Below are 23,837 nucleotides of genomic sequence, written 5' to 3'. Positions count from 1 at the left end.
TTTGTTTTTACATCAGCTTTAAATACTGCTATTACTTGTTTCTTTTGTGGAATAAGCCAAATTTCTTTTTATCAGAGGAGCGGGAAGTCTTCATACCACCAAACTTCCGATAGAGCTTCCAGCCCAAGATAAGTCCATCTAATACGCCAGCTCCCGTATTGATAAGCCCAGAGAAGCGTTGTGTTGGTGTATTATTATTCTTGGGTTTGTGCATGAGCTGATTCCATAAGTCAGCTATTTTGTTGCTGTCTTTGGTTAAGTCAGTAAGCAACTGAGCTTTTCGAAGTCGAATGTCATTCAACGACTTATATTCAGAATCAGTGATAGTTTTCTGGTCAGTCATAAGCTTATTTTGACATTAAAAGGCTTCCTAAGAATCTTACTAATGGTCGTTCGATTAAACGATGACGTAATAAGATAAAGAAAATGAGTAGTACTAAATAGAAAGCACCAACGACTAGGAAAGCCAGGATAAGCGAACCCATCAATGTTTGCAACGCATAAGCTGCTGCAAAAGAAAAATAGACCAATGAGATGAGAAGAGTTACGCTAAAAACTGTAAATATAGTAATTACAGTCAATAACCGCACAATCTTCTCAATTACATCGAGCTTCAGATATTCTGATTGAAGCCCGATGTAATGCTTTAACGCCTCAACGAGTTGCGCTATTGTTTCAATGTTGTTATCGTTAGAAAACATTTCAACAAATTAGATAGTCTCTGCTGCTGCGTCCTTGATGTCCTCTACAAATTCATCAGCCTCTTTACGGCTAAGTTTAAGATCGTGCTTCTTGCAGAAGTCGTCAACAGCATCAGCAATCTTTGTTCGTGTGTCTGTTCCCTTTTCTGGAGCCAACAAAAGTCCAAGTGCTGCACCTGTAATACTACCGCAGAGGAATGCTCCAATGTAACCTAATGTCTTCATAATCTCTTACTTTAAAATGTTAGTTAAACATAATCTAATCATTGGCAAATATAGTCAAAGTTTCGCGTACTGACAATACGATCGCTAGTATTTTGTGTTAAAAATATTGCAAATACCTTATTTAACAAACTTTAGTTACGTTATTTTTTAACTTCTGCTGCTTATTTCGTAACTTCGCACGACAAAAAGAATAAACGCATAACTAATAAATAACTAACGGATTATGAAAAAAATGATGGTTTTGGGTGCTGCTATGTGTGTGGCATTATCATTCACTGGTTGTAAGTCTAGTGAGAGTGCATACAAGAAGGCTTATGAAAAGGCAAAAGCCCAAGAGCAGACATCTACAGATAATGATGATAGCATGAGGCAGGATGCTCCTGTTGTTGCTCCTGTTGAGACTGTACAGCAGCCTGTAACTCAAGCTCCAGTTGTCGATAACTATGACAACGAGCCAGTTCGTCGTGAGAATGTTTCAGTTGTAAATGGTGCTGGCTTGAAGGCTTATAGCGTTGTTGTTGGTTCTTTCGGTGTAAAGGCTAATGCAGAAGGTTTGCAGCAACGTTTGCAGAATGCAGGTTACTCAGCACAGGTAGCTTTCAATTCTGGTAATAATATGTATCGTGTTGTCGCTGCTACATTTGATAGCAAGGCTTCTGCAGTACAAAGCCGTAATCAGCTTCGTGCAACTTATGCTGATGCTTGGTTGCTCGCAAAGTAAATGGGTAGGATTCTAGCAATAGACTACGGAAAGAAACGTACAGGATTGGCAGTCACTGACCCATTGCGTATTATTGCAAATGGGTTAGCGACTATCCCCACATCCGATATTTTTGATTACTTGACACAATATGTTGCCAAGGAACCAGTAGATCAATTGGTAATAGGTAAGCCTATTCAGCCGAATGGTCAACCTAGCGAGAATCTAGCTCGTGTAGAAAACTTCGTTAATCGTTGGCGTAAACTACATCCAGAGATGCCTATCGATTATTATGATGAGCGTTTTACCTCTGTGATAGCGCATCAAGCGATGATTGCTGGTGGTGTGAAGAAAAAGACACGTCGTGAGGATAAAGGGCTTGTTGACGAAATTTCTGCAACAATTATTCTTCAGGATTACATGAGGTCTAAAGGGCTTTAGTCGATGAGTGTGCTTTGTTAAATCGACTCGATTAATGCAATAAGACCTAAAACCCAATAATTAATTAAAGAAGTAATATGGTATTACCTGTTTACACATACGGTCAGCCTGTGTTGCGCAAAGTAGCAGAGGATATTCCTCTTGACTATCCTGATTTGCAGCAGCTGATACAAAATATGTTTGAGACCAATACTGCCAGTGATGGTGTAGGGTTGGCTGCTCCACAGATAGGAAAGTCTATTCGTGTGGTAGTTATTGATTTGGATGTTCTTTCAGATACATTCCCTGAGTATAAAGGCTTTCGTCATGCTTTCATCAACGGACATATCTTAGAGTTCGATGATTCAGAGACTGAAACTTTAGAAGAAGGATGTTTATCATTGCCAGGTATTCATGAGTCTGTGACACGTGCCAAGCGCATCTATGTGAAGTATGTTGATGAGAACCTTGTTGAACATGAAGAATGGATTGAGGGTTACCTTGCCCGTGTTATTCAGCATGAGTTCGACCATCTCGATGGCAAAGTATTTACTGATCATCTCTCCCCATTCCGCAAGCAGATGATAAATAGTAAGTTGAAAGCCCTTTTGCAAGGAAAGGTGCGTTGTAACTATCGTGTGAAGCCTCCACGTAAGTAGAGTGATATGTTGCGTGGTATCGTAGTATCCTTGCTCTGTCTCTTGACATTGCCAGCAGCAGCCCAGTATAACATCAATAAGATGATGGAAGAGGGGAGGCGAACGCTAGATCAAGGATATTACGTTACTTCCATGCAAATATTCTCTCGTATTGTCGGTTTAAAGCCAAACCTTTATGAAGCATGGTATCTTATGGCTTTATCCAAGTATCATCTAGAAGATTATAAAGGAACCGATAGCGATTGTCGGCGTGCCTTAGAGCTACAACCTTATATAGCTGATATCTATGAACTTTATGGAATGACTAATATTCGTGAAGAACATTACGATAGTGCTATTGTTGCTTATACTCATGCGATAGATATTTCGCCTGACAATCGTGATTATTGGTTTAATCGAGCTTATTGTTTATATAGGATAGGAGACAAGCAAACAGCGCTTACCCAATTAGATTATATGCTAAAGCGGTGGAAAGACTTTAGTGCAGCTCAACAACTCCGAGCTGATATCAAAGCAGGACGACAGCCAAAGCAACGCCCTTCCAAGCCGATTCAGTTCGATATCAATCATCTTCGACCATTAAATAAGAGTCCTTGGCTAATGAAGCAAGTAACAGAAGGTGAGAATAAGCAGAGCAAACTCCCATAACCATTCCTCGTCTGATTGATTATACACCTAATCTTTAAGTCAGCATAGACTATTAAGTGCGAATTGATAGCACTTGGCGAATCTCTATTACTAATTGGTTTGTTGAAAATCACATTTATATTCCTCATTCTCATAATAAAGTGTTACCTTTGCCACAACTTTGATTTATAAAACTAATTTGTAGTATGGTTAAAATCACTTTCCCAGATGGTTCCGTTCGTGAGTACGAACAGGGCGTAACTGGTTATCAAATCGCCGAGAGCATTTCGCCGGCTCTCGCCCGTGACGTTGTATCTTGCGGTGTAAATGGCGAAACAGTAGAGCTCAATCGTCCTATCAATGAGGATGCAACGATTGCTCTTTATAAGTTTGATGATGAGGAAGGTAAGCACACCTTCTGGCACACTTCTGCCCACCTTCTTGCAGAAGCATTACAGGAACTTTATCCAGGTATACAGTTTGGTTTCGGTCCTGCTGTTGAAAATGGCTTCTTCTATGATGTAATGCCACCAAAGGGTCAGGCTATCTCTGAGAACGATTTCCCAAAGATTGAAGAGAAGATGCGTGAACTTGCTAAGAAGAACGAGCAAGTTGTGCGTCATGATATATCTAAAGCAAATGCCGTTAAGGAGTTTACTGCTGATGGACAAGAGTATAAGGTGGAGCACATTGAGCAAGATCTCGAGGATGGAACCATCTCAACATATACACAAGGTAGTTTCACCGACCTTTGTCGTGGTCCGCACCTTGTATCAACGGGTGCTATCAAGGCTATCAAAATTACCAGCGTTGCCGGTGCTTTCTGGCGCGGCGATGCAAAGCGTGAGCAGATGACACGTATCTATGGTATCTCTTTCCCAAAGAAAAAGATGCTTGATGAATATCTCGTTATGCTCGAAGAGGCTAAGAAACGTGACCACCGCAAGATTGGAAAAGAGATGGAACTCTTCATGTTCTCTGATCGTGTAGGTAAGGGTTTACCTATTTGGTTACCAAAGGGTACGCAACTTCGTCTACGTTTGCAAGAGTTATTGCGCCGTCTTCTCCGTCCTTACAACTATCAGGAAGTTATCACTCCAGGTATCGGTGGTAAGAACCTTTATGTAACTTCTGGTCACTATGCTCACTATGGCAAGGATGCTTTCCAGCCAATTCATACACCAGAGGAGGATGAAGAGTACATGCTTAAGCCAATGAACTGCCCTCATCACTGTGAGGTTTATGCTTACAAGCCACGTTCTTATAAAGATCTCCCATTGCGTATTGCAGAGTTCGGAACGGTATTCCGCTATGAAAAAAGCGGTGAGTTGCATGGATTGACCCGTGTTCGCACGTTTACGCAGGATGATGCGCATATCTTCGTTCGCCCAGATCAGGTAAAAGCAGAGTTCGAAACTAATATCGATATTATTCTAAAGGTATTCGCAACCTTTGGATTCGACAATTACGAGGCACAGATTTCACTCCGCGACCCTAACGATAAAGAGAAATACATCGGTTCTGATGAGGTATGGGAAGAGAGCGAAGCCGCTATTAAGGCAGCTTGTGAAGAGAAAGGTCTCAAGGCGCGTGTAGAACTTGGAGAGGCGGCTTTCTATGGTCCTAAGCTCGATTTCATGGTAAAGGATGCCATCGGTCGTCGTTGGCAGTTGGGAACTATCCAAGTAGACTATAATCTTCCTAACCGTTTCAAACTCGAATATACAGCGGAAGATAATACGAAGAAGACTCCTGTGATGATTCATCGTGCACCATTTGGCTCGCTCGAACGCTTCACAGCTGTGCTCATTGAGCACACAGCAGGGCACTTCCCACTTTGGTTGACACCTGATCAGGTGGCAATTCTTCCAATCTCTGAGAAGTATAATGACTACGCTCGCAAGGTAAAGGCCTACTTTGATGCTCACGATGTCCGTTCAATCATGGACGATCGCAATGAGAAGATTGGTCGCAAGATTCGTGATAACGAGCTAAAGCGTGTACCTTACATGGTCATTGTTGGTGAGAAAGAGGCAGCCCAAGGCTTAGTTTCTATGCGTCAGCAAGGTGGTGGCGAGCAGGCAACCATGACAATGGAAGAGTTTACTAAGCGCATTAACGATGAAGTTGCGGAACAGCTCAAGACATTGGATTAATCAAAAGCAACAATTCAAACCCATTGCCAACCGATAATGAGGGGATAAATAAGCAAGGAGGATATACCATTTGAGGTATATCCTCCTTTCATTATATAGGTTTTATCCTCTATTTGTTTCCGAAAGATATTTACATTCCATTTTTTCAATCTAGACTTCTTTGCAAGCTGATTATCCTTTAAAAATGAAGAAATAGGTGTTTTTTTAAAAAACGATAGTACTTTTTGGTTGAAACGATAGTACTTTTTTATGAAAACGATAGTACTTTTTCTTAAAAATGTAGGTTCATTTTAACTGAAAAATTAGGTATTTTCGTTCAAAATGCTAGTATTTTTTATCTAAAATGTATAGCGTTTTTCATAACCAACTGTGTCCCAATACGTTATAAAGATCAGAGAAAGTTGCCTATAATTTTAATATTTTCGTCCGATAGAATAGGTCTGCTGAAATATCGCAAAAACAGTATTGAAAATAACAATATTCTATTACAAAAATATAATTTATAGCTTCCTTGACTTTCTTCCGACAATATAGTCTTTTGATTGTCTATTAATCGTATCATAAGTAATGGTTATTGCTTTCATTGCTTGTTAATATAGTTTGAAGTCTTAATGATAATGTGGAGAATTATGTAAGATACTGCGGATTTATCAGATAGATACGTAGGAATTACAAGATAATTTTATAAATTTGTGCTATAATAACTCACAATATATCATCATGATACACAGATCATATACATTATTTCTCATAGCGACGATACTTCTTTTTACCAGTTGCAGTGTATTCCGCGGGTTCTCTCTTGATGGTTTTTCTGGTCCTGATATCTATGAATACCAGAAATTGGAGCGGGATACTATTCGTAAAGGTAGTAATGTTTTCCACTTTCCGTTGGTAGAATCACATCGTAAAATACGAGGAGATTTTCGTTTAAAATATAAGGATTCTGGGCGTATGAGGCTTGATTCCCTTGTAGAACAATGGTTTGGAAAGGATAATCAATTACTCATTATTCATAATGATAGCGTTGTTTATGACCAATGGACAGAGCCATTTTATCCAGGAAAGAATGCAACTGTCTTCTCTGTGTCCAAGTCTTTAACGGCACTTCTTTGTGGAATAGCTATTGACGAAGGTTACATTAAGAGCGTTGATGACCCTGTGACCGACTATATTCCTGAGCTCGCACAATATAATCCAACCTTTAGAAGTCTGAGAATTATCCACTTATTAAATATGCAGGCAGGTTTCGATTTCAAGGAACATTATGAATTTACACTTAAAAGTATGTCATCTATCGCCAAAATGGCACAACTGCAATATGGTCATGACTTCACCCGATTGTTCCGTCATGTGAAGTTTAAGTATCAACCGGGGGAGAAATACGAGTATAACAGCCTGACGACAGCTTTGTTATCTTGGATTATTGAGCGTGCTACGGGGAAGAATTATGCACATTACATGAGCGAGAAGGTGTGGAAACCACTAGGTATGGAGCATGATGCATGGGTGACAATAGACAGTAGGAAGCATCATCATGCGCAAGGCTTTGGGGGAATTGCTACGAATGTTTATGATCTGGCAAAGATTGGTAGGCTATATTTGAACCGCGGCAAGTGGGAAGGAAAACAGATTGTTCGTGAGGAATGGATAAACCGGAGTTTGGAGACAACAAGCGAAAATAAGGGATACCATTATTGTTGGTACTATCAGTACTATGACGATAAGACCGACAATTCGTCTTTCTATGCTTTTGGTGTCGGACATCAATTCATTTACATTAATCAGAAGAAGAACGTTATTATAACTCGAATAGGCAATAACTACAATTGGAAATGGTGGGAGATGTCATTTTTTGATGCTTTATGCAATAAATTATTCTGAAGAAACTAAAGGATATACCTGTTTTATGGTATATCCTTTTATACTTGTTATATATGCAGAATATTGGTTTGAATAAATTTTAATGATAAGTTGCTATAAAACTAGCTCTTCTTTATGCAATGCTCCTTCATGTAATTGTTGAGACGATGAGTAAATTCGTAATTTTTTAGTCCCCATTTTGGTGCGATGAGTAGTTCTGGCGGGCTCTGACTAACGAATCGTTCGAGGATAAGGTCGGCTCTTAATCGACTAATGTATTCGGCTATCAGATGAATATATTCGTCCACGCTGTAAAGATGGAACGGATGTTCCTCATACATTTTAGCTAACTTCGTTCCACGAATAATCTGCATTTGATGGATTTTCAAGGTTGTGAGAGGGAGAGAAGATATGATGGGTGCCTGTCGGAGACTCTCGTTTTCATCCTCACCGGGTAATCCGAGTATGATATGCGCACCTACACGAATGCTGCGACTGGCTGTGCGTTCGATTGCTTGCTTAGCACAATCGAAGTCATGCCCACGATTGATGAGGCGTAAGGTAGCATCATTACAGGTCTCAACACCATATTCGACGATGAGAAAGGTGCGCTGATTCAATTCTTCAAAGTAATCGAGCAGGTCGTCATTAATACAATCTGGACGCGTTCCGATGACTAATCCGACAACATCCTCCACTGCTAATGCCTCCTCATAGAGAGCCTTCAAATGCGAATTGGTGCCATAAGTATTCGTGTAAGCCTGAAAGTATGCGAGATATTTCATATCAGGATACTTGCGAGCGAAGAATCTTTTGCCATCTTCCAACTGTTCGGTTACGCTCTTTTGCTTATCGCAATACGTAGGATTGAACGTTTGATTATTGCAATAGATACAGCCACCTCGCCCTACACGTCCATCCCGATTAGGACATGTGAAGCCAGCATTGATAGAAATCTTCTGAACCTTAAAAGGGAATTGTTCGCGAAGCCAGTTCCCAAAGTCACGATAATATTGTTCCATTCTTGTTGCAAATGTACAGAATATTTTATACTTTTGCGATGTTTAAACTTGATTTTATGAAAAGAATAATCCTTATGTGTGCTACTATCTTGACTGCACTCCAATTGATGGCTGGTGAACCTATATCTATACGTGATATTACAGCTGGTGTTTTTGCTGCAAAGCGTATATCAGGTGTTAACTCTTTAAAGGGAACATCGGAGTATGCTCGCATCTCGGAGGATGGTCGACAGGTTGTGAAATACTCCTTTGTGACGGGAAAGCCGACGGGAGTTATCTTTGATTTGGCTAATGCCAAGGGTGAGAATCTCAAATCGTTTGATGATTATGAAGTGTCAGCAGATGGAAATAGATTGTTATTGCAAACCAATACACATCGTATTTATCGTCGTTCTTTCACGGCTGATTTCTATCTTTATGACGTGAAGACAAAGCAGTTGAAGCGTCTGTCAAAGGAAGGTGCCGAGCAGATTCCAACCTTTTCTCCTGATGGAACAAAGATCGCCTTTGTTCATAAGAACAATATCTATATTACGGATGGCGATAAAGAGACGCAGGTAACAACCGATGGCGAGTTTAATAAAGTCATTAATGGTTTGCCAGATTGGGTAAATGAAGAGGAATTTGGATTTAATAATGCGTTGGCGTGGGGTGCTGATAGTAAGACTTTGAGTTGGATTCGATATGATGAAAGCAAGGTAAAGACTTATTCTTTGCAGCTATTCCGTGGCTCTCATCCTCAACTTGATGCTTATAGTGTTTATCCTGGAGAATACAGTTATAAATATCCGAAGGCAGGCGAAGATAATTCAAAAGTGTCAGTTTGGTCATATTCTTTGGAGGGTGCATCTGTACGTCAAATCAATTTACCTTTAGCGGCTGATGGATATATTCCACGCATAAAGACAACAACCGATCCTAATCGTGTGGTTATCTATACGATGAATCGTCATCAAGATGAATTGAATCTCTATGCGGCGAATCCGCATACGGGACTTTGCTCATTACTGATAAAGGAACATATCTCAAAGTATGTTCAAGAGGCAGCGATGGAAGGTATCTCTATCATGAAAGATTATATTCTTTTCCCTTCTGATCGTGATGGTTTTATGCACTTATACCTTTATAATAAGGACGGAAAACTCTTGCGTCAGATTGATAAGGGCAATTATGATGTGACTGCAATCTATGGATATGATGAGAAAACAGGCAATACTTATTTCCAAGCAGCGGCTCGAAAACCTATGCAACGTGAGGTGTATGTTGTAAATAAGAGTGGAAAGATGACCTGTTTGTCGGCTCATGAAGGCTGGAATGCAGCTTCGTTCTCTGGCGATTATAAATACTTTTTGAATACATGGAGCGATAGTAATCATCCATTTGTTTATACCATTTATGATAATCGAGGGAAAGAAGTGCGTGAGGTGCTTAATAATAAGGAGTTAGAAGAGAAACTTCTGAAGTATAATAATGCGGGCGTTGAGTTCTTTTCGTTTACTACATCCGAGGGAGTCAAGCTCAATGGATGGATGATAAAGCCGTCTGATTTCGATGCAAGTAAGAAGTATCCTGTTATCATGCACCAATATAGCGGACCAGGAAGTCAGCAGGTTGTAGATAATTGGAATGTTGGTTCTATGGGGAATGGTGGTATGTTCGATTACTATTTAGCCCAGAAAGGATATATCGTTGTTACAGTAGACGGTAGAGGAACAGGTGCTCGTGGTGCTGATTTTGAGAAGAGTATTTATATGCGGTTAGGCGATTTGGAGTCAAAAGATCAGGTAGAAACAGCGTTATGGTTAGGTAAGCAAAGTTACGTGGATGCCTCTCGAATTGGAATTTGGGGTTGGAGCTTTGGAGGCTTTAATACCTTAATGAGCATGAGTGAGGGGAGAGGTGTGTTCAAAGCAGGTGTGGCGATAGCTCCTCCAACGGACTGGCGTTTCTATGATACTATTTACACGGAGCGTTATATGCGTACACCACAAGAGAATGCAGCGGGCTACGCTATTAATCCAATCAATCGTGTAAATCAGATGCAAGGTAAGTTACTTATCTGTCATGGTATGGCTGACGATAATGTTCATCCACAAAACACCTTCGAGTATTCTGAAGCTCTCGTGCAGGCTGATAAGGATTTCCGTGAGCTCTTCTATACGAATCGCAACCATTCTATATATGGAGGCAATACCCGCAACCATCTCTTGCGTCAAGTTGCCGATTGGTTTATTGAGAATCTGTAAAATAGCTACATCGGTATCACCTTACTTCTTTTTATCGCATTTAAGTATGTTGAATATAGCTTATAGATAGCCTTGTTAGTTAAGACTAAGTATGCCTGTCTCTGCCATCCTTGTATCTGTGCGTTTCATTAGATACGTTGGATCGGATATTATACACGTTTGTATAACTCGTTATACAGACTTGTATAATCAATTATACAAACTTGTATAATTCATTATACGCACCTGTATAATCCCGATACTTTAACTCTTTGAAGGGAGGGGAATATACTTAAAGGAGGAGATGAGAAATACTATCTTATCTTCATATAGGCTTTAAGACAATTAGAGGAATACCTTAGACAAGGTTATCGAGTATGCCGAAGAATCTCATCTCGGCACTCTTCCATCAACCACTTCGGTGTACTGGTCGCTCCACAAATACCTACAGTTTGTACACCATCAAACCACGTCATATCTATTTCGTCAGCACTCTCCACTTGATGGGAATTTGGATTCACACTCAGACACTCGTGGAAGAGAACCTTACCATTTGAACTCTTACGACCTGCCACAAAGAGAATCAAATCGTGGCGAGCTGCAAATGACGATATATTTGGCATGCGGTTAGCCACTTGTCGGCAAATAGTATCAAAGCTCTGGAACTTTGCTGTTGGTGAGATATGACTCTGTATATAATCAATTATCTTATGAAACTCGTCCAAACTCTTCGTTGTTTGCGAATAGAGATAGATGTCATGATTAAAGTCTAAGGCTTTCACATCCTCAAACTTTTCAATCACAATAGCGTGACTATGTGTTTGCCCTACCAGACCAAGCACTTCGGCATGCCCGTTCTTTCCAAAGATGACGATAGAAGCCTCTCCCCCACTCTTACTACTTGAAGGAGGAGTTGTAATAGTGTCCTCCTTGTCTAAAGATCCATTAATTGATTGATAACCTTTCTCATATTGCGATTTAATACGGCGTTGAAGTGCAAGTACAACGGGGCATGTTGCATCAATAATCTCTATGTTATTGCGCTTAGCAAGCTCGTATGTCTCTGGTGGTTCTCCATGTGCTCGAAGTAAGACCTTCACATCATGAAGATCACGCATCTGCTCATGATTGATAGTCATAAGCCCTTTCCTTGTTAGACGTTCCACCTCCATACTATTATGTACAATATCACCTAAGCAATAGAGCTTGGTGCCCTTTGCCAATTCTTCTTCGGCTTTCTTAATTGCAGTGGTCACACCGAAGCAAAACCCACTGCCGTTATCTATTTCTATTTGAAGCATCTTTTTAAAAGAAGTTTTTCAACTTATCTACTCTTCAACTTTCACAACTATTGCCCCTGTACGACCGCTATACTCTGGTGCATAAGCACACTGAGCTGTACAGGTTCCCGTGTGATATACACCAGCACGATCAATGTAATATTCGGTTTCTATCACGTGTTTACCCTTTGCCATCATGTCGAAGTAATAGGAAGTTGTGTAGTCTTTTGGTGCAATGTAATAGCCCCAGTGATATCCACTCAACTGACTAACTGGCTCTAAACAAGCAGCACGCTTGTCGACAACCTGCACAAAATCATAATCACGATCGGCAGTGATCGTCAAACGAATACGAACCTTGTCACCCACTTTCAGATTATTGAGATTCTTTGTCAGAGTACTATCAACCAATACTTCTCGTTTGATTTTCAAACCAGATGCCGCATCAGTAACCTCAGTAGCAGGCTGGAAGAATTGCGCATAAACAGCTCCCCAACTAATACCCGTACTTGTCTTTTGAATCTTCAATTCTTGTTTGTCAGAAGCAGACTGCGTTCCCATCGGCTCTGTCACCTTAATATATCCAATTCCAGCTGTAGGCTGTAATGTGTTCAGAGGATGATCATTCAACGTAAGTTTAGCATTCTCACCATTCTCCATCACCCATTTACCATCATTCATAAACGCCCATATAGCATCTACGGCATTCAAAGGAGTATCCCAACTCTGCGTTCTCTTCTCTTGTAAGAGCCAGCGTTGCATATTCATTAACGTCTGTTCGTCATTTGGCGTAATGCGTTTCACAGCTTCAATCGCTGCTACTTCTGTTGGTATCTTATAGTCGAACCAACTATATTGCGCACGTTTCGTATCAAAGTAACAACCCTTCTCATCTGTACAAACCATATACTCCTTAATACTCTGCAAGTACTCTTTTGCTTTCTCCACCTTATTATATTGTTGGAGGATAACAGCCGTGCGAGCCTTACCATAGATAGTTAAGTCGGTAGGTTTTTTAGACAGTCTATCCAAGAGATAGTTAATGTCTGGCGTTGTCTTACGCCCTGCCAAAGCATTTGAATATAAATAATCACAGAGGTCATCCATAGGGAAGAGCAACGTCTTATACTTCTTTTCTGTCTTCTTCATATTGGCGACTTCCTCTCCAACTCGCTTATCCAAATAACGGAAAGCAGCATCAACGATTGTTGAAGTCTCCACCTTATCGGTCAGTGTTTGTAAGCGAACAAGACTCTTAACAACCGATACTGTCATATACAAACTACCCTTCATTCCTGGATACCAAGAGAATGATCCATCAGGATTCTGTAGCTTCTTCAGACTGGTTAATGTCGTTGACAAACGATTTTGCAATTGGTTTCCATCAAAGAGACGAACTAACATTTGCTTCTGTTCACGTTCGTTATTAGCATCTCTCAACCATGGAGTTTCTTCCAAAGCCAACGTCTTCAAGTCTTGGTTCTTCTCTAATGCTGACATCATAGAGGTCTCTTTTCCAGTTTCTAAACGCCACTGGTTAATCGTCTGTTCTATCTTTGGTGAAGTAGAGATAATCTTCTTTGCCAGACGATTAGCATAGTAAGCTGAAACAAGACTAATAACGTTCTTTTCGTTTGTCTCTGCCACATAAGGCAGTGCCTGAACCATCAACCAATTTGGATTATTCGTATATTCAATAGTCAACCGTTGTGCTGTACTATTCTTTGGGAATAGCTTATTAACATCAACGACCTTCTCCCCTGCCCCATTCTGAGTAAATGGTAAGGTATTGGTAACATATTCCTTGTTTTGAAGAACAGGAAGATAATGTTGCTCACCATCAGAGAATCCATCGCCCTCTACCGAGAAGCGAGCAATCAACAAAGACTGATCAGCCGATAACTGATTAGCTTTCTCTGATAATAAAGAAGATAAGTTATAAGTTGCTAAACCATTACTTTGCGCCTTCAAAACGACCTCTTTACAATCTGTAAACAATACCTTTTCAGTTGCAGGATCAATGATTTCAATCTTTGCATTGGCATTGATCTCCTTATCCGACTGATTGAATAATCGTGCAGAAACCATTGCTTCATCACCGATACGCACAAAGCGAGGCATATTCGGTTGAATCATTAAACTCTTCTTTGCAATTACTTCATCTGTCAAATAACCATGATTCATTTCTTCATCATGCGAGATACCAATGAAACGCCACGTTGTCAAACCTTCTGGAAGCGTGAACTTAATACTTACATTACCCTTTCCATCCGTCTGTAACTGTGGATAGAAGAAAGCCGTTTCATTAAGATTCTCACGCATAGATGGTGTCACCTTCTTGTCTTCCTTCTCCTCTTCTGTCTTTATCTCTTCATCATACTTAATGACAGGGGCAGTGTATTTCACAGCAGCCCTATCGGTTCTCATCGATGGCATCTGCTCTGCAACACTAAACACACGGCTCTCTGCTGAATCAGACATAGGCATTGCCTTCAACTCTACCGCACGTGACATTAGAGTATAATTACGTGATTTCATCTTTCCATAACGGAAGCTAAAAGCAAAGTCCCAAGAGCCTAAGTAGCGATTATCAAACTCTGATAAGGATAGCTCAGGCACCTCTCTCTTATCGATATCAGCATAGGCAGACAAAGTCAAAATATTAACTTCAGAACCTTCCCAAAGCACACTTTGCTGACTAAGAGAGAAGTAAGGACTCAACATCCAAGAATGTGCAATGATTGCATCGAGGCTCTTGTCATAGAGAGTAGCCATCAGTTGAGCATCTGCCGCCTTACCATCTGGACGTTTAATACTTACTATCCATTCCTCTTTCTGACCCGGTGTTAGCTTGTCACGGAAGGTAGACCACTCCGTAATTAATCGTTTATCAGGCAATGGGCGAGCGATACTCTGCATGTGAGAATATAATACGCCATCTTTCACCCACGCATAATTCAAGGTAATACCATCGCCATATTCTTCTTTATAAAAGAGCTTTCTTGTCTTAATACTATTACTTTGATCAAATGACCCCGTCTCTATTACCTTATTACCAGCATAGATAGAATAAACCACATGTTGGTTTTTATCACTCGATCCAACCTGTAGATAGATAGGCGAACCATCACGTGGGAAGAAATTATCACTCAAGTAGAACCAATCATGTGTAGTAATTACTGGTTGCTTATCATCCATTGAGAAGAGAACAAAGTCTGTATTAACAGTATCAGTTCCACAGATTGCATGCAAACGATAAGCACCTGAAGACATTGGCTTCAAAGTAACATCCTCATTGGCTTTAGCCGTTGCATAATTGTTATAAACATATAGTTTCTCATCCTTCTGTTGTGGAACTATCACATACTTCACCGTCCCGTCAATGGGTTGACCAGCCATATTGAGGTAATCAAACTTGATAGTTTTCAAGCTATCACGCAAGTTCTTATCAGGAATATCACATGCCAACGTGGTCGGATTAGTACCAAGAGGAAGCGAGACAGAGCCTTCTCGGCTCTCACCACCAGCATCTGTCACCTCAGCCTCAACCTCGAAGTGATAGAAACGAGGGCGGAAAGAACGATTAGAAACCATTTCTTTCTCTACTTCTTTCGATAGAACGAAAGGTACAGAGACTATGAAATCACCCTTCTCGTCTGTTACCACATTACCAATCTTCACATCCTCGTCACTCTCATAGCTATCCCACCACCAGCGCATGGGGCGTCGCTTAACCCAATAAGTTACTTTCGCATTCTGTACAGGAACACCAGCAAAGCTCTTGGCATGCCCTTTCAGTTGGATAGTATCACCTATTGTGTACTTCTCCTTGTAGTCATCAAAACTTACTTCAAAGGTCGGACGCTTATATTCCTCTACTTTGAAACGAACTTGTCCACCTCCTTTACTATTTGTGATAATCGTAAAATCACCAGTAAGTCCACTACTTGATAACTCGAAATCGACTGCTGCTGTACCAAAGCGATCAGTAGTTACAGCCTTACGACTCACCTCTTTTCCATTCGTATCACGTAGTATCATATCAAATGAAACGCCAGCTTCAGCCTTCATCTTAAAGCCTTTTTGCGTCATTAGATATACAATAGCAGAGGCATGAACGGTCTGTCCGGGACGATAAAGAGAACGGTCTGTATAAAGGTTCGCTATCTCACCATTCTTATTAGCTTTATAGTAGTCATAATTACTTTTAAGGTCTATTGCAGGGAAAGCCTGGTCTTTGCTTGTATAGACATAGACCTCTGAACTATAACCAGGATCGGTTATAAACGCCTCTCCTTTACTATCCGTTGTGAGCATCTTTGTCAATGGTTTACTACTCCAATTATCCTTTCTGTACTCTATGCGGATGGTTGCACCAGGCACAGGCTGCCCCTCATTAGCATCAACCACAACATAACGATTGCGCTTATCAGGCTGTTCCTCCGTCATAACAAATAGATCACTAACATAATAAAGAGAGTAGTCTCTTGCTAAACGACTATCTGAAGGAACAAATTCTAACAAGTAAACACCCACTGGAAGGGTGGGTAGATTAAAGGAATCTTTCAGTATCTCATAGTCCTTATAACCCTTATATGTACGCTGAATAACCTGCTTAGAGGATGGTATCAATGATGCTTTGATAGCTTTCAAATCGTTCTTGTCCTCTACATTATATTGAGTATTACCTTTTAAAGATGTACGAGTAATGTTTATCGTAAGGCTTGGCACATTACGAACTTCCATTTGCACCGTATTATCCTTATCCTTACTTGTTACCCGATTTCGCTCTACTTCAGCCGTAGACATGGGTGCCGTCAATTCCTTACGTTCGTTACGAAGCTGTTCAATAGGTGCCCATGTAGGCCAACGAGAGAGTGCATTATCAATAAAAGCAACAAGTTTTTCTGCTGGTTCTTCATCTTCACTCATACAATTATACTTGCTTATTGCCACCTCACCACATATTGGTAAATCGCCATAAACACGCATCAAAGAGTCGAGCAATTCGCTTTTATTATCCTTCTCATCAACCGCAAGCAAAGCTGTATAGCATGCCGCCTCACGATTGCCATGCGCTACATAGTAACGATTCAGCTTGTCAAAGTCCCTTGCCTGCATACCAATGACATGGAGCAAGTCGCCTCCAAAGATATGATCATCCTTGCCTATCTTCACTAAAGGGGTATAGTTAGCAGCTTTTTGACGTGCAAGTAACGACGGATTAGACAACGCCTTCTTAAAGTATTCGGCACTGTTACCATCAGATTTACCCTGTTCTATCCATCCTAAGACACAGTTATATATTGCAGACAAAACCTCATCTTTGCGTTCAGCCTCCCGTGCTTTTACCTTCAACTTATTGAGTTCGACATCCATAGAGTCAGGTGAAATATGTGTCTGAATACTTGAGGCTAAGAAGTTAGCAGCCAATAGTTGCCCATAAGCCTTCTCACGTTGAGCCTTCTTCTCTATCTTTCGTAAAGATACAATTGCAGTCTTTGGCAAGTCTTTCCGACCTGCTACTTCCACCTGCTTCCACAATTCGTCATAGCTTTGTGCGGCTATTTTCATTGGGAATAACAGAAGTATAAGTGGAATAAAAACAAGTAACTTCTTCATAATTATAACTCTTTAGTGATTGCAAAGATAATGATTTTCAGATAGAGAAACGCCCTATCCACCTTATATATTATAATTGTTTAATATCAGAAGTGAGGTGTGCCAAGGTGTAAGTGAAGTGGTCAAAGTGATGAAAACCTATATTCTTTAGTGTTTGCTCACTAACCTGTCGATGTGAATCAGCATTATACTCAGGTATTAAAGGAAGCCGAATAATGACTTTATCAGCATATCCATTTTCTGATAACCACGTTAGGTTGCGAATAACAGACGCATTTTCTTTCCCCGTATAAGCCTTATAAATATCAGGATTTAAGTCTTTGACATCAACATACCACGTATGGATCAAAGGAGCAACACGCTCAACATCTTTCAGAGGAACATTAAGAGCTGTCTCAATCGTTAGTTTCCAAGCAGGATTCATAATATCTGCAAAAACCTTGATAAAACTTGATTGTAAGAGAGGTTCGCCTCCGCCAAAGCAGATGCCACCTCCTGTTGCCATAAAATAAAGGTCGTCTATCTCTACTTCTGCATATAACTCTCCAGGCGTCAACACCTGCCACACACCATCAGACTGTAAGCATTGAGGATTCAAACAATACTTACATCGCAACGAACAACCATGGAAAGCAACCAGTGTTGTTACACCTTCTCCATCTGTTGTCAGCCTATGCCGATTGATAGCTATTAGTGGGGCGATTACTTCTGATTGCATTTCTCTTTGTGTGATTGCGGTCTATTATATTCAACACTCTGCTTAACATTATCATCAATCTTAATCTTCCCCATTTCAAGATTAGTCCTTCTTAATCGAATAAGCAATTCTTTATTAGGACTCTTAACCTCTTTGACCGATAGATCAAAGCCTACATAATTATCAGAAGTATCTGTTATCAGGAGTGTATCCGTAGGATTCACACACACAGCGAAACGCCCATCAGTGAATGTAAGAGACTTCTTGCCAGATCTTGTAAACACCTCTATTGACGAAATAGGCTTATTACTTTCGCCATCAACAACCAGTCCTCTAATAACAATAGAATGTTCTTTATCGGTAGAGAAATTCTCTACTTTTTGTAAAGCCTCTCCCTCTTGTGGGATATTAATAGCCTTGGGAGAAGGACTCTTTACCGAATTGTTACAGGAAACAAGAGGGATGGTTGCAACACAAAAACCTGCTGCTAATCCTGCAACCTTCATACTCCACCCCCTTCGTTTACGTATTCTCAACTGCTCTTCCAAGTATCTGATCTCTTGTTCACAAGCTGGACAAGTGCCAGAGCAATCGCCTTTGTGGTGACATTCACAAGGTTGATAACGAATGTTATTCGCATCTGCTATCTGCTGACGAATACCTTTCAATGTTTTGCAAATATTCTTTCCCCTTATCATACCATGACCTCCTTTTTGATAGAACAACTATTATTTATTCTTTTCTACATGTGACGTAGGACTATCTGAATCGCTTATTCGCTCACTACTAGGGGCTGCGATTTCACCAACTATATAACGATCCATTTCTAATTCGACAATCTTCTTCTTTAGTTTTAACAAAGATCTCACCTTTAAAACCTTAGTTTCAATTCCAAAACGAGAGACTCTCAAGGTTCCATTTATCGGTACTTTCACTGCAAAATAGCCGTCTAAACTTGTAGAAGTATGCTTATTTGTTCCAAGCAATCGTACGTCTACAGAGGTCACTGGTCGCTTATTATCAGACGCAATAAGCTGTATCTTAATAACAACAGCAGCACGTCTACCTTGTGACCAGTCGACAACTTGCAGGTTATCTTGACTTACCTTGTGTACGACGCTAGCAGGAGTTGTATTACACTTAGAGCCTTGTGCGGGGACTGTCAAAGGCACCATTGTAACACAAATACTTGCAGCAATACCAATGACCTTCGTGTTTATACCTTTATGACTACGCTCTTTTAGTTGGTTTTCAATATATCTGATTTCTTGTTCACAAGCAGGACAAGTACCAGAGCAATCGCCTTTGTGGTGACATTCAAAGGGTTGATAACGAATGTTATTCGCATCTGCTATCTGCTGACGAACCTCTTTCAATGCCTTACAAATATCCTTTCCCTTTTGCATAATGATGGTCTTTAAGTGTCGAAATATTACTATCCAATATGCAAATATACAAAAAATAATAGAATAACAAACTCTATTATTGATACGAATTAAGTATTACAACATTAGATAGGATATAATAAGTAAGAAAACAAGAGACGCCCTCTTGCAATCAAAGAGACGCCTTCGTTGCCATGAAGAAAGCCTCTTCTCACATCAAGGAAACGCCCTTTTCAAATAGATAAAAGCGGAAAGACTTATCGTCCATCCGCTTTTATCGTTCGATAACTTTAAACTCTGAGAAGTCAGTCTTACGTAATAAGTCTTCGTAAGAGAGCTTCGGATGCTTCTTCATATAGACTTCCACCGCGTCTTCATACCGACTATGATAGATGCGTTTCGTCATAATTTGATTCACAATCCATTGAATCTTTCCTATCTGTAAGTCGCGCTCTATCTGTGGACGTGACTCAAAGTTCTCTAACGGGTAGACGCTCATCAAATAGAAAGTTAAGCAATCCGGAAGGATGTATTCACGCGACATTTGCTTGCGTTGAGCAGGTGAATAGAACCTTGCATACAATGGATAATTAGCTCCAAGATACTTATCTAGAGAGACACCTATCGTCCCGTTACCTACAACAATACTCTGATCTAAAGCGGAGATCTGCGCATATACCTTTGGAATCTCTATGTCTGGAAGAACTTGCTTCAGCCTACTAAAAGAGGTGCTAAGCTGTTTATCAATGTCATCCGTATTAGCGTATTCAGATTCAACTGCCGCTATCAACGTTTGAAGAGTTGTGTCTTGATAGAACTTCAGGAACTTACTATTGATATCAGGATCGGTTGTCTCCCCTATTTTAACTACATCCTCTATCAGCGTACGGGTCTCAATTGGATACTCTGTATTCATCTGCTGGAGTGCAGAGAAGTCACCCGTCGTGAGGTAACGATACTCTAACCGGTCATAGCGATCCAACTCTAATAACTGAGACTTATCGTTCTCGTCATCAGAAGAAAGCTTAAACTGGCAGCCAACACAGGTTACCAGAACCAGAAATAATATGTAGTATAGTTGCTTCACAAGCTTTTTTACAATAATTATAGGTGTCTTTGCAAATTTACTAAAAAGTATTTTTTTATGCAAGCGTTTTGCTAAAAAAGTGTAAAACACCACTTCTTTTGCAAGTTCTAATTGTCTGATAGCATATCAAAGTGCCGATGACCACGTACATAATACTGCCATAAGATAGAGTAATGCTTACGCCCGTCAAGGGTACAATTAGGTAATGATTTTGAGCAACCATTAATGTAATTAGGTTTAAAATCAGGACGTTTAAACTCCTTACGCCACTTCTTGAAAGCTCGTCGTGCAGAGAGGATCGCTTTGAAGTCGCCCCAATTATGATTCAAGATAAGCGTTTGGAAAGCTGCAAGATAGTCTAAAAAGAATCGCATACGCATTACATGATGCAGCTCATTATCAGGTAGATTCTTCCACAACATGGTAAGGTTATTACGGAAATTAAGGAACGTCTTGCGTGGATTCGACTTCGGTAATGTACCGCCACCAACGTGATATACGATGCTTTCAGGGAAGCAATAGATGTGTTTACCCATACGATGTAGCCGCCAGCAAAGGTCGATCTCTTCGTTATGAGCAAAGAACCTGCCATCTAAACCACCTGCTTCCCAATAGTCTTTAGCACGTATCATCATGCAAGCACCAGTTGCCCAAAGAATCTCCTCGGCATTGTCATATTGTCCATTGTCGTCTTCTATACTGTCAAAGATACGTCCACGACAGAACGGATAACCATAGCGATCAATGAAGCCACCCGATGCACCGGCATATTCAAAAGCGTCACGATTTGCCATAGAAAGTAGTTTGGGTTGACAAGCAGCTATATCCTCATGGGCATCCATCTCCTCTATTAAAGGCGTTAACCAATGATGCGTCACTTCAACATCACTATTTAGTAATACGTAATATTCACTATCAACTTGCTTAAGAGCTTGATTATACCCTTCTGCGAAACCATAGTTTTGATCTAACTGGATAACTCGAAGATGGGGATAATACTCGGATAACCATGCCACGGAATCATCAGTAGAGGCATTATCTGCAATGATTACATCTGCTTCTCTACATGAATATTCGACTACGGAAGTCAAATATTGCTCCATCATCTTCCGTCCGTTCCAGTTCAATATGACGATTGCTACTTTCATAGAAGTTCTGCTTTTAAAGAGCTTTGATCGTAATTGAATCCTCCTAAACGTACTCGGATAATCTGGTTATCGTATTCCTCCTTGGCTTGACTTGGGGACAGTTCTACACGGATATAATTGTCTGTAAAGCCATGCATTGCCTTTCCGCGAGCTGCTTTCTCAAAGAGTACGTCTGCTTCTTGACCTATATGTGCCGCATAGAAAGCATGTGTTTTCTCATCTGATAACTTCAATAACTTATGCGCACGATGCTTTTTTTCGCGATTATCTACCACGTATGGGATGGAAAGAGCTGATGTTCCAGGACGCTCAGAATAAGGGAATACATGTAGTTGTGTTACTGGGAGAGAGGCTAAGAAGTTATAACAATCCTCGAAATACTCGGGTCGCTCTCCACGCGAGCCAACCATCACATCTACCCCAATAAAGGCATCTGGCATCTTTTCCTTGATAAGGTTTATCTTGTGAGCAAACAGCTTTGTGTCATAGCGACGGTGCATTAACTTTAGTACTTCATCTGATCCGCTTTGGAGTGGGATATGGAAGTGTGGCATGAAAGCACGCGATTGTGCGCAATACTCAATGAGGTCATCATCAATCAAGTCGGGCTCTAACGAACTAATACGGAAGCGTTCTATACCTTCCACCTTATCAAGTGCCTTCACGAGATCTAAGAATCTTTCTCCTGTCGTTTCACCAAAATCTCCAATGTTAACACCCGTCAAGACTATTTCTTTTCCTCCCTCTTTTGCTGCTTCCTCTGCCTGCTGAACGAGTGATGCAATAGAAGGGTTACGTGAGAAGCCACGTGCATAAGGAATTGTACAATAAGTACAGAAATAGTTACAACCATCCTGCACTTTCAAGAAATAACGTGTCCGGTTTCCACGAGAACAACTGGCTTGGAAACTCTTTATATCCTTCGTCTTAACTGAATGATATTGCCCCTTACCCTCTTCAGTTGGGTTATCACCAATAGAGTCGACATCTGTTTTGTTCCATGCATCACTAAGATATTGAATCAAATCGGCCTTTTCATTACTACCCAGAACTAGGTCGACACCCTCGATCTTAGCAATAGTTTCACTCTCTAACTGGGCATAACAACCTGTAACAATGACAAAGGCTCCAGGATTCTGGCGCACCATCCGATGAATAATCTGACGACATTTGTGGTCTGCAACTTCGGTAACTGAACAAGTATTAATCAAACAGATGTCTGCAGACTCGCTTTTCTTCGCTTCTCTTACACCCATATTATATAAGGTACGCGCGAAGGTACTCGTCTCAGAAAAGTTGAGTTTACAACCCAACGTATAGAATTTGGCGGTCTTGCCTTGGAATGCTGCTGTATCTATCATATAGCTTGCAAAGTTACACTAAATCGCACACAAAACCAAAGGTTACCTCCCTTTGTTCCTATTAAGAAGATGTTTAACCTCAGAACTAAGCTCTAAAACAACAAGAAAAAAGCTCTATTCTTACATTGTGTAGGCACACACCAAAGCCTTTAACATTAATTTAATGTTTATAATCAACTGATTATCAACAACTTAGAAAATAGTTACAAATAAGATTAAAAAAAGTCTTTAAAAAATTATTGCCATATCAAAAAAATACTTACCTTTGCATCGTTTTAAGAAACAAATGATTGTTTTACAGATTTAAAAAGCAAAGAAAATGAAGAAATTAGTTTTAATGTTCGTAGCTATTGCAGCTATCTCTTTCGCATCTTGTAATGGTAACTCTAAGCCAGCAACTAACGTTGATACAACTGCTCAGGATTCAGCTGTTGATTCATTGAACCAAGATAGCGCAAAGGCTGACTCTGCTCAGGCAGATTCTGCAAAGGCTGATTCTACTGTTAAGAAGTAATCAGAAAGCGAACTGAAAAAGAGAGAAATTAACCGTGGAGCTAAGCTCTACGGTTTTTTAGTACCCTTACTTAAAGACGAGTTACCATAAAACACTATCATTATTGTTTTAAGTTTCCTGTCATTCCTATCATTCATTTAATATT

At 40.3% G+C, this 23,837-nt stretch carries 20 protein-coding genes; 8 read left to right on the top strand and 12 right to left on the bottom strand.

Translation table 11 applies throughout. The features are described 5' to 3' along the window. Nucleotides 1-31: 31 nt before the first annotated feature. The 3 genes from J5A55_RS02835 to J5A55_RS02825 are packed head-to-tail and all read right to left on the bottom strand — an operon-like array spanning nucleotide 32 to nucleotide 926. Nucleotides 32-343 carry a hypothetical protein gene (locus J5A55_RS02835; RefSeq protein WP_004382710.1) on the bottom strand — a complete coding sequence of 104 codons (312 nt, stop codon included), beginning with the start codon at nucleotides 341-343 and terminating at the stop codon, nucleotides 32-34. A 4-nt stretch (nucleotides 344-347) separates the two neighbouring features. Next, on the bottom strand, nucleotides 348-701 hold the full coding sequence (locus tag J5A55_RS02830; protein WP_004382709.1) for a phage holin family protein: 354 nt from the start codon (nucleotides 699-701) through the stop codon (nucleotides 348-350). Between the two features lie 9 nt (nucleotides 702-710). Next, the gene (locus J5A55_RS02825) at nucleotides 711-926 is read right to left on the bottom strand and encodes a YtxH domain-containing protein (RefSeq protein ID WP_004382708.1); all 216 of its coding nucleotides are present in this window, start codon (nucleotides 924-926) and stop codon (nucleotides 711-713) included. A gap of 223 nt (nucleotides 927-1,149) precedes the next feature. On the opposite strand from J5A55_RS02825, the gene J5A55_RS02820 reads away from it, so the two are divergent. The 6 genes from J5A55_RS02820 (at nucleotide 1,150) to J5A55_RS02795 (ending at nucleotide 7,372) form a co-directional block, all read left to right on the top strand. Then, nucleotides 1,150-1,647 (top strand): SPOR domain-containing protein, encoded by a 498-nt coding sequence (locus tag J5A55_RS02820; protein ID WP_004382707.1) that lies wholly within the window; start codon nucleotides 1,150-1,152, stop codon nucleotides 1,645-1,647. Next, a complete protein-coding gene (ruvX, locus tag J5A55_RS02815; protein WP_004382706.1) occupies nucleotides 1,648-2,067 on the top strand; it encodes a Holliday junction resolvase RuvX in 420 nt (139 codons plus the stop codon). 77 nt (nucleotides 2,068-2,144) lie between these two features. Continuing rightward, complete coding sequence (gene def, locus J5A55_RS02810; protein ID WP_004382705.1) at nucleotides 2,145-2,705, top strand: peptide deformylase; 561 nt, start codon at nucleotides 2,145-2,147, stop codon at nucleotides 2,703-2,705. A 6-nt stretch (nucleotides 2,706-2,711) separates the two neighbouring features. After that, on the top strand, nucleotides 2,712-3,353 hold the full coding sequence (locus J5A55_RS02805; RefSeq protein WP_004382704.1) for a tetratricopeptide repeat protein: 642 nt from the start codon (nucleotides 2,712-2,714) through the stop codon (nucleotides 3,351-3,353). Between the two features lie 185 nt (nucleotides 3,354-3,538). Continuing rightward, nucleotides 3,539-5,488: a threonine--tRNA ligase gene (thrS, locus tag J5A55_RS02800; RefSeq protein WP_004382703.1), complete on the top strand. Its 1,950-nt coding sequence runs from the start codon at nucleotides 3,539-3,541 to the stop codon at nucleotides 5,486-5,488. A gap of 954 nt (nucleotides 5,489-6,442) precedes the next feature. Continuing rightward, nucleotides 6,443-7,372: a serine hydrolase domain-containing protein gene (locus tag J5A55_RS02795; RefSeq protein ID WP_249118603.1), complete on the top strand. Its 930-nt coding sequence runs from the start codon at nucleotides 6,443-6,445 to the stop codon at nucleotides 7,370-7,372. Between the two features lie 101 nt (nucleotides 7,373-7,473). Here the strand turns inward: J5A55_RS02795 and mnmL are convergent, their stop codons facing one another. Then, nucleotides 7,474-8,373: a tRNA modification radical SAM protein MnmL/YtqA gene (gene mnmL / locus J5A55_RS02790; RefSeq protein ID WP_004382700.1), complete on the bottom strand. Its 900-nt coding sequence runs from the start codon at nucleotides 8,371-8,373 to the stop codon at nucleotides 7,474-7,476. Between the two features lie 56 nt (nucleotides 8,374-8,429). Here mnmL and J5A55_RS02785 point away from each other — a divergent pair, with 56 nt between their 5' ends. Next, nucleotides 8,430-10,619, top strand: coding sequence for a S9 family peptidase (locus J5A55_RS02785; protein ID WP_234396059.1), 2,190 nt, complete (start codon nucleotides 8,430-8,432; stop codon nucleotides 10,617-10,619). Between the two features lie 347 nt (nucleotides 10,620-10,966). On the opposite strand, the gene J5A55_RS02780 is transcribed toward J5A55_RS02785, so the two are convergent. The 8 genes from J5A55_RS02780 to mtaB form a co-directional block, all read right to left on the bottom strand. After that, the gene (locus tag J5A55_RS02780) at nucleotides 10,967-11,899 is read right to left on the bottom strand and encodes a 4-hydroxy-3-methylbut-2-enyl diphosphate reductase (RefSeq protein WP_004382697.1); all 933 of its coding nucleotides are present in this window, start codon (nucleotides 11,897-11,899) and stop codon (nucleotides 10,967-10,969) included. Nucleotides 11,900-11,926: 27 nt separating this feature from the next. After that, the gene (locus tag J5A55_RS02775) at nucleotides 11,927-17,500 is read right to left on the bottom strand and encodes an alpha-2-macroglobulin family protein (protein ID WP_004382696.1); all 5,574 of its coding nucleotides are present in this window, start codon (nucleotides 17,498-17,500) and stop codon (nucleotides 11,927-11,929) included. Between the two features lie 70 nt (nucleotides 17,501-17,570). Further along, the gene (locus J5A55_RS02770; protein ID WP_004382695.1) at nucleotides 17,571-18,218 is read right to left on the bottom strand and encodes a radical SAM protein; all 648 of its coding nucleotides are present in this window, start codon (nucleotides 18,216-18,218) and stop codon (nucleotides 17,571-17,573) included. Continuing rightward, on the bottom strand, nucleotides 18,203-18,895 hold the full coding sequence (locus tag J5A55_RS02765; protein ID WP_004382694.1) for a hypothetical protein: 693 nt from the start codon (nucleotides 18,893-18,895) through the stop codon (nucleotides 18,203-18,205). The genes J5A55_RS02770 and J5A55_RS02765 overlap by 16 nt, the downstream gene beginning before the upstream one ends. A gap of 30 nt (nucleotides 18,896-18,925) precedes the next feature. After that, entirely contained in the window at nucleotides 18,926-19,603 is a 678-nt protein-coding gene (locus J5A55_RS02760; protein ID WP_004382693.1) for a peptidase associated/transthyretin-like domain-containing protein, read from the bottom strand. A 253-nt stretch (nucleotides 19,604-19,856) separates the two neighbouring features. Then, the gene (locus J5A55_RS02755) at nucleotides 19,857-20,669 is read right to left on the bottom strand and encodes a gliding motility protein GldB-related protein (protein ID WP_039850990.1); all 813 of its coding nucleotides are present in this window, start codon (nucleotides 20,667-20,669) and stop codon (nucleotides 19,857-19,859) included. A gap of 107 nt (nucleotides 20,670-20,776) precedes the next feature. Next, nucleotides 20,777-21,817 (bottom strand): glycosyltransferase family 2 protein, encoded by a 1,041-nt coding sequence (locus J5A55_RS02750; RefSeq protein WP_004382691.1) that lies wholly within the window; start codon nucleotides 21,815-21,817, stop codon nucleotides 20,777-20,779. Continuing rightward, nucleotides 21,814-23,178 carry a tRNA (N(6)-L-threonylcarbamoyladenosine(37)-C(2))-methylthiotransferase MtaB gene (gene mtaB, locus J5A55_RS02745; protein WP_004382690.1) on the bottom strand — a complete coding sequence of 455 codons (1,365 nt, stop codon included), beginning with the start codon at nucleotides 23,176-23,178 and terminating at the stop codon, nucleotides 21,814-21,816. Before mtaB ends, J5A55_RS02750 begins: the two co-directional genes overlap by 4 nt. 319 nt (nucleotides 23,179-23,497) lie before the next feature. Here mtaB and J5A55_RS02740 point away from each other — a divergent pair, with 319 nt between their 5' ends. Next, nucleotides 23,498-23,692 (top strand): PG1828 family lipoprotein, encoded by a 195-nt coding sequence (locus J5A55_RS02740; RefSeq protein ID WP_004382689.1) that lies wholly within the window; start codon nucleotides 23,498-23,500, stop codon nucleotides 23,690-23,692. Nucleotides 23,693-23,837: the final 145 nt, after the last annotated feature.

The organism is Prevotella veroralis (genome assembly GCF_018127765.1).
In the GTDB taxonomy this organism is placed as follows: Bacteria; Bacteroidota; Bacteroidia; order Bacteroidales; family Bacteroidaceae; genus Prevotella; species Prevotella veroralis.
Note: the sequence above shows the minus strand (reverse complement) of the source record. Positions and strands in the feature narration are given on the sequence as shown.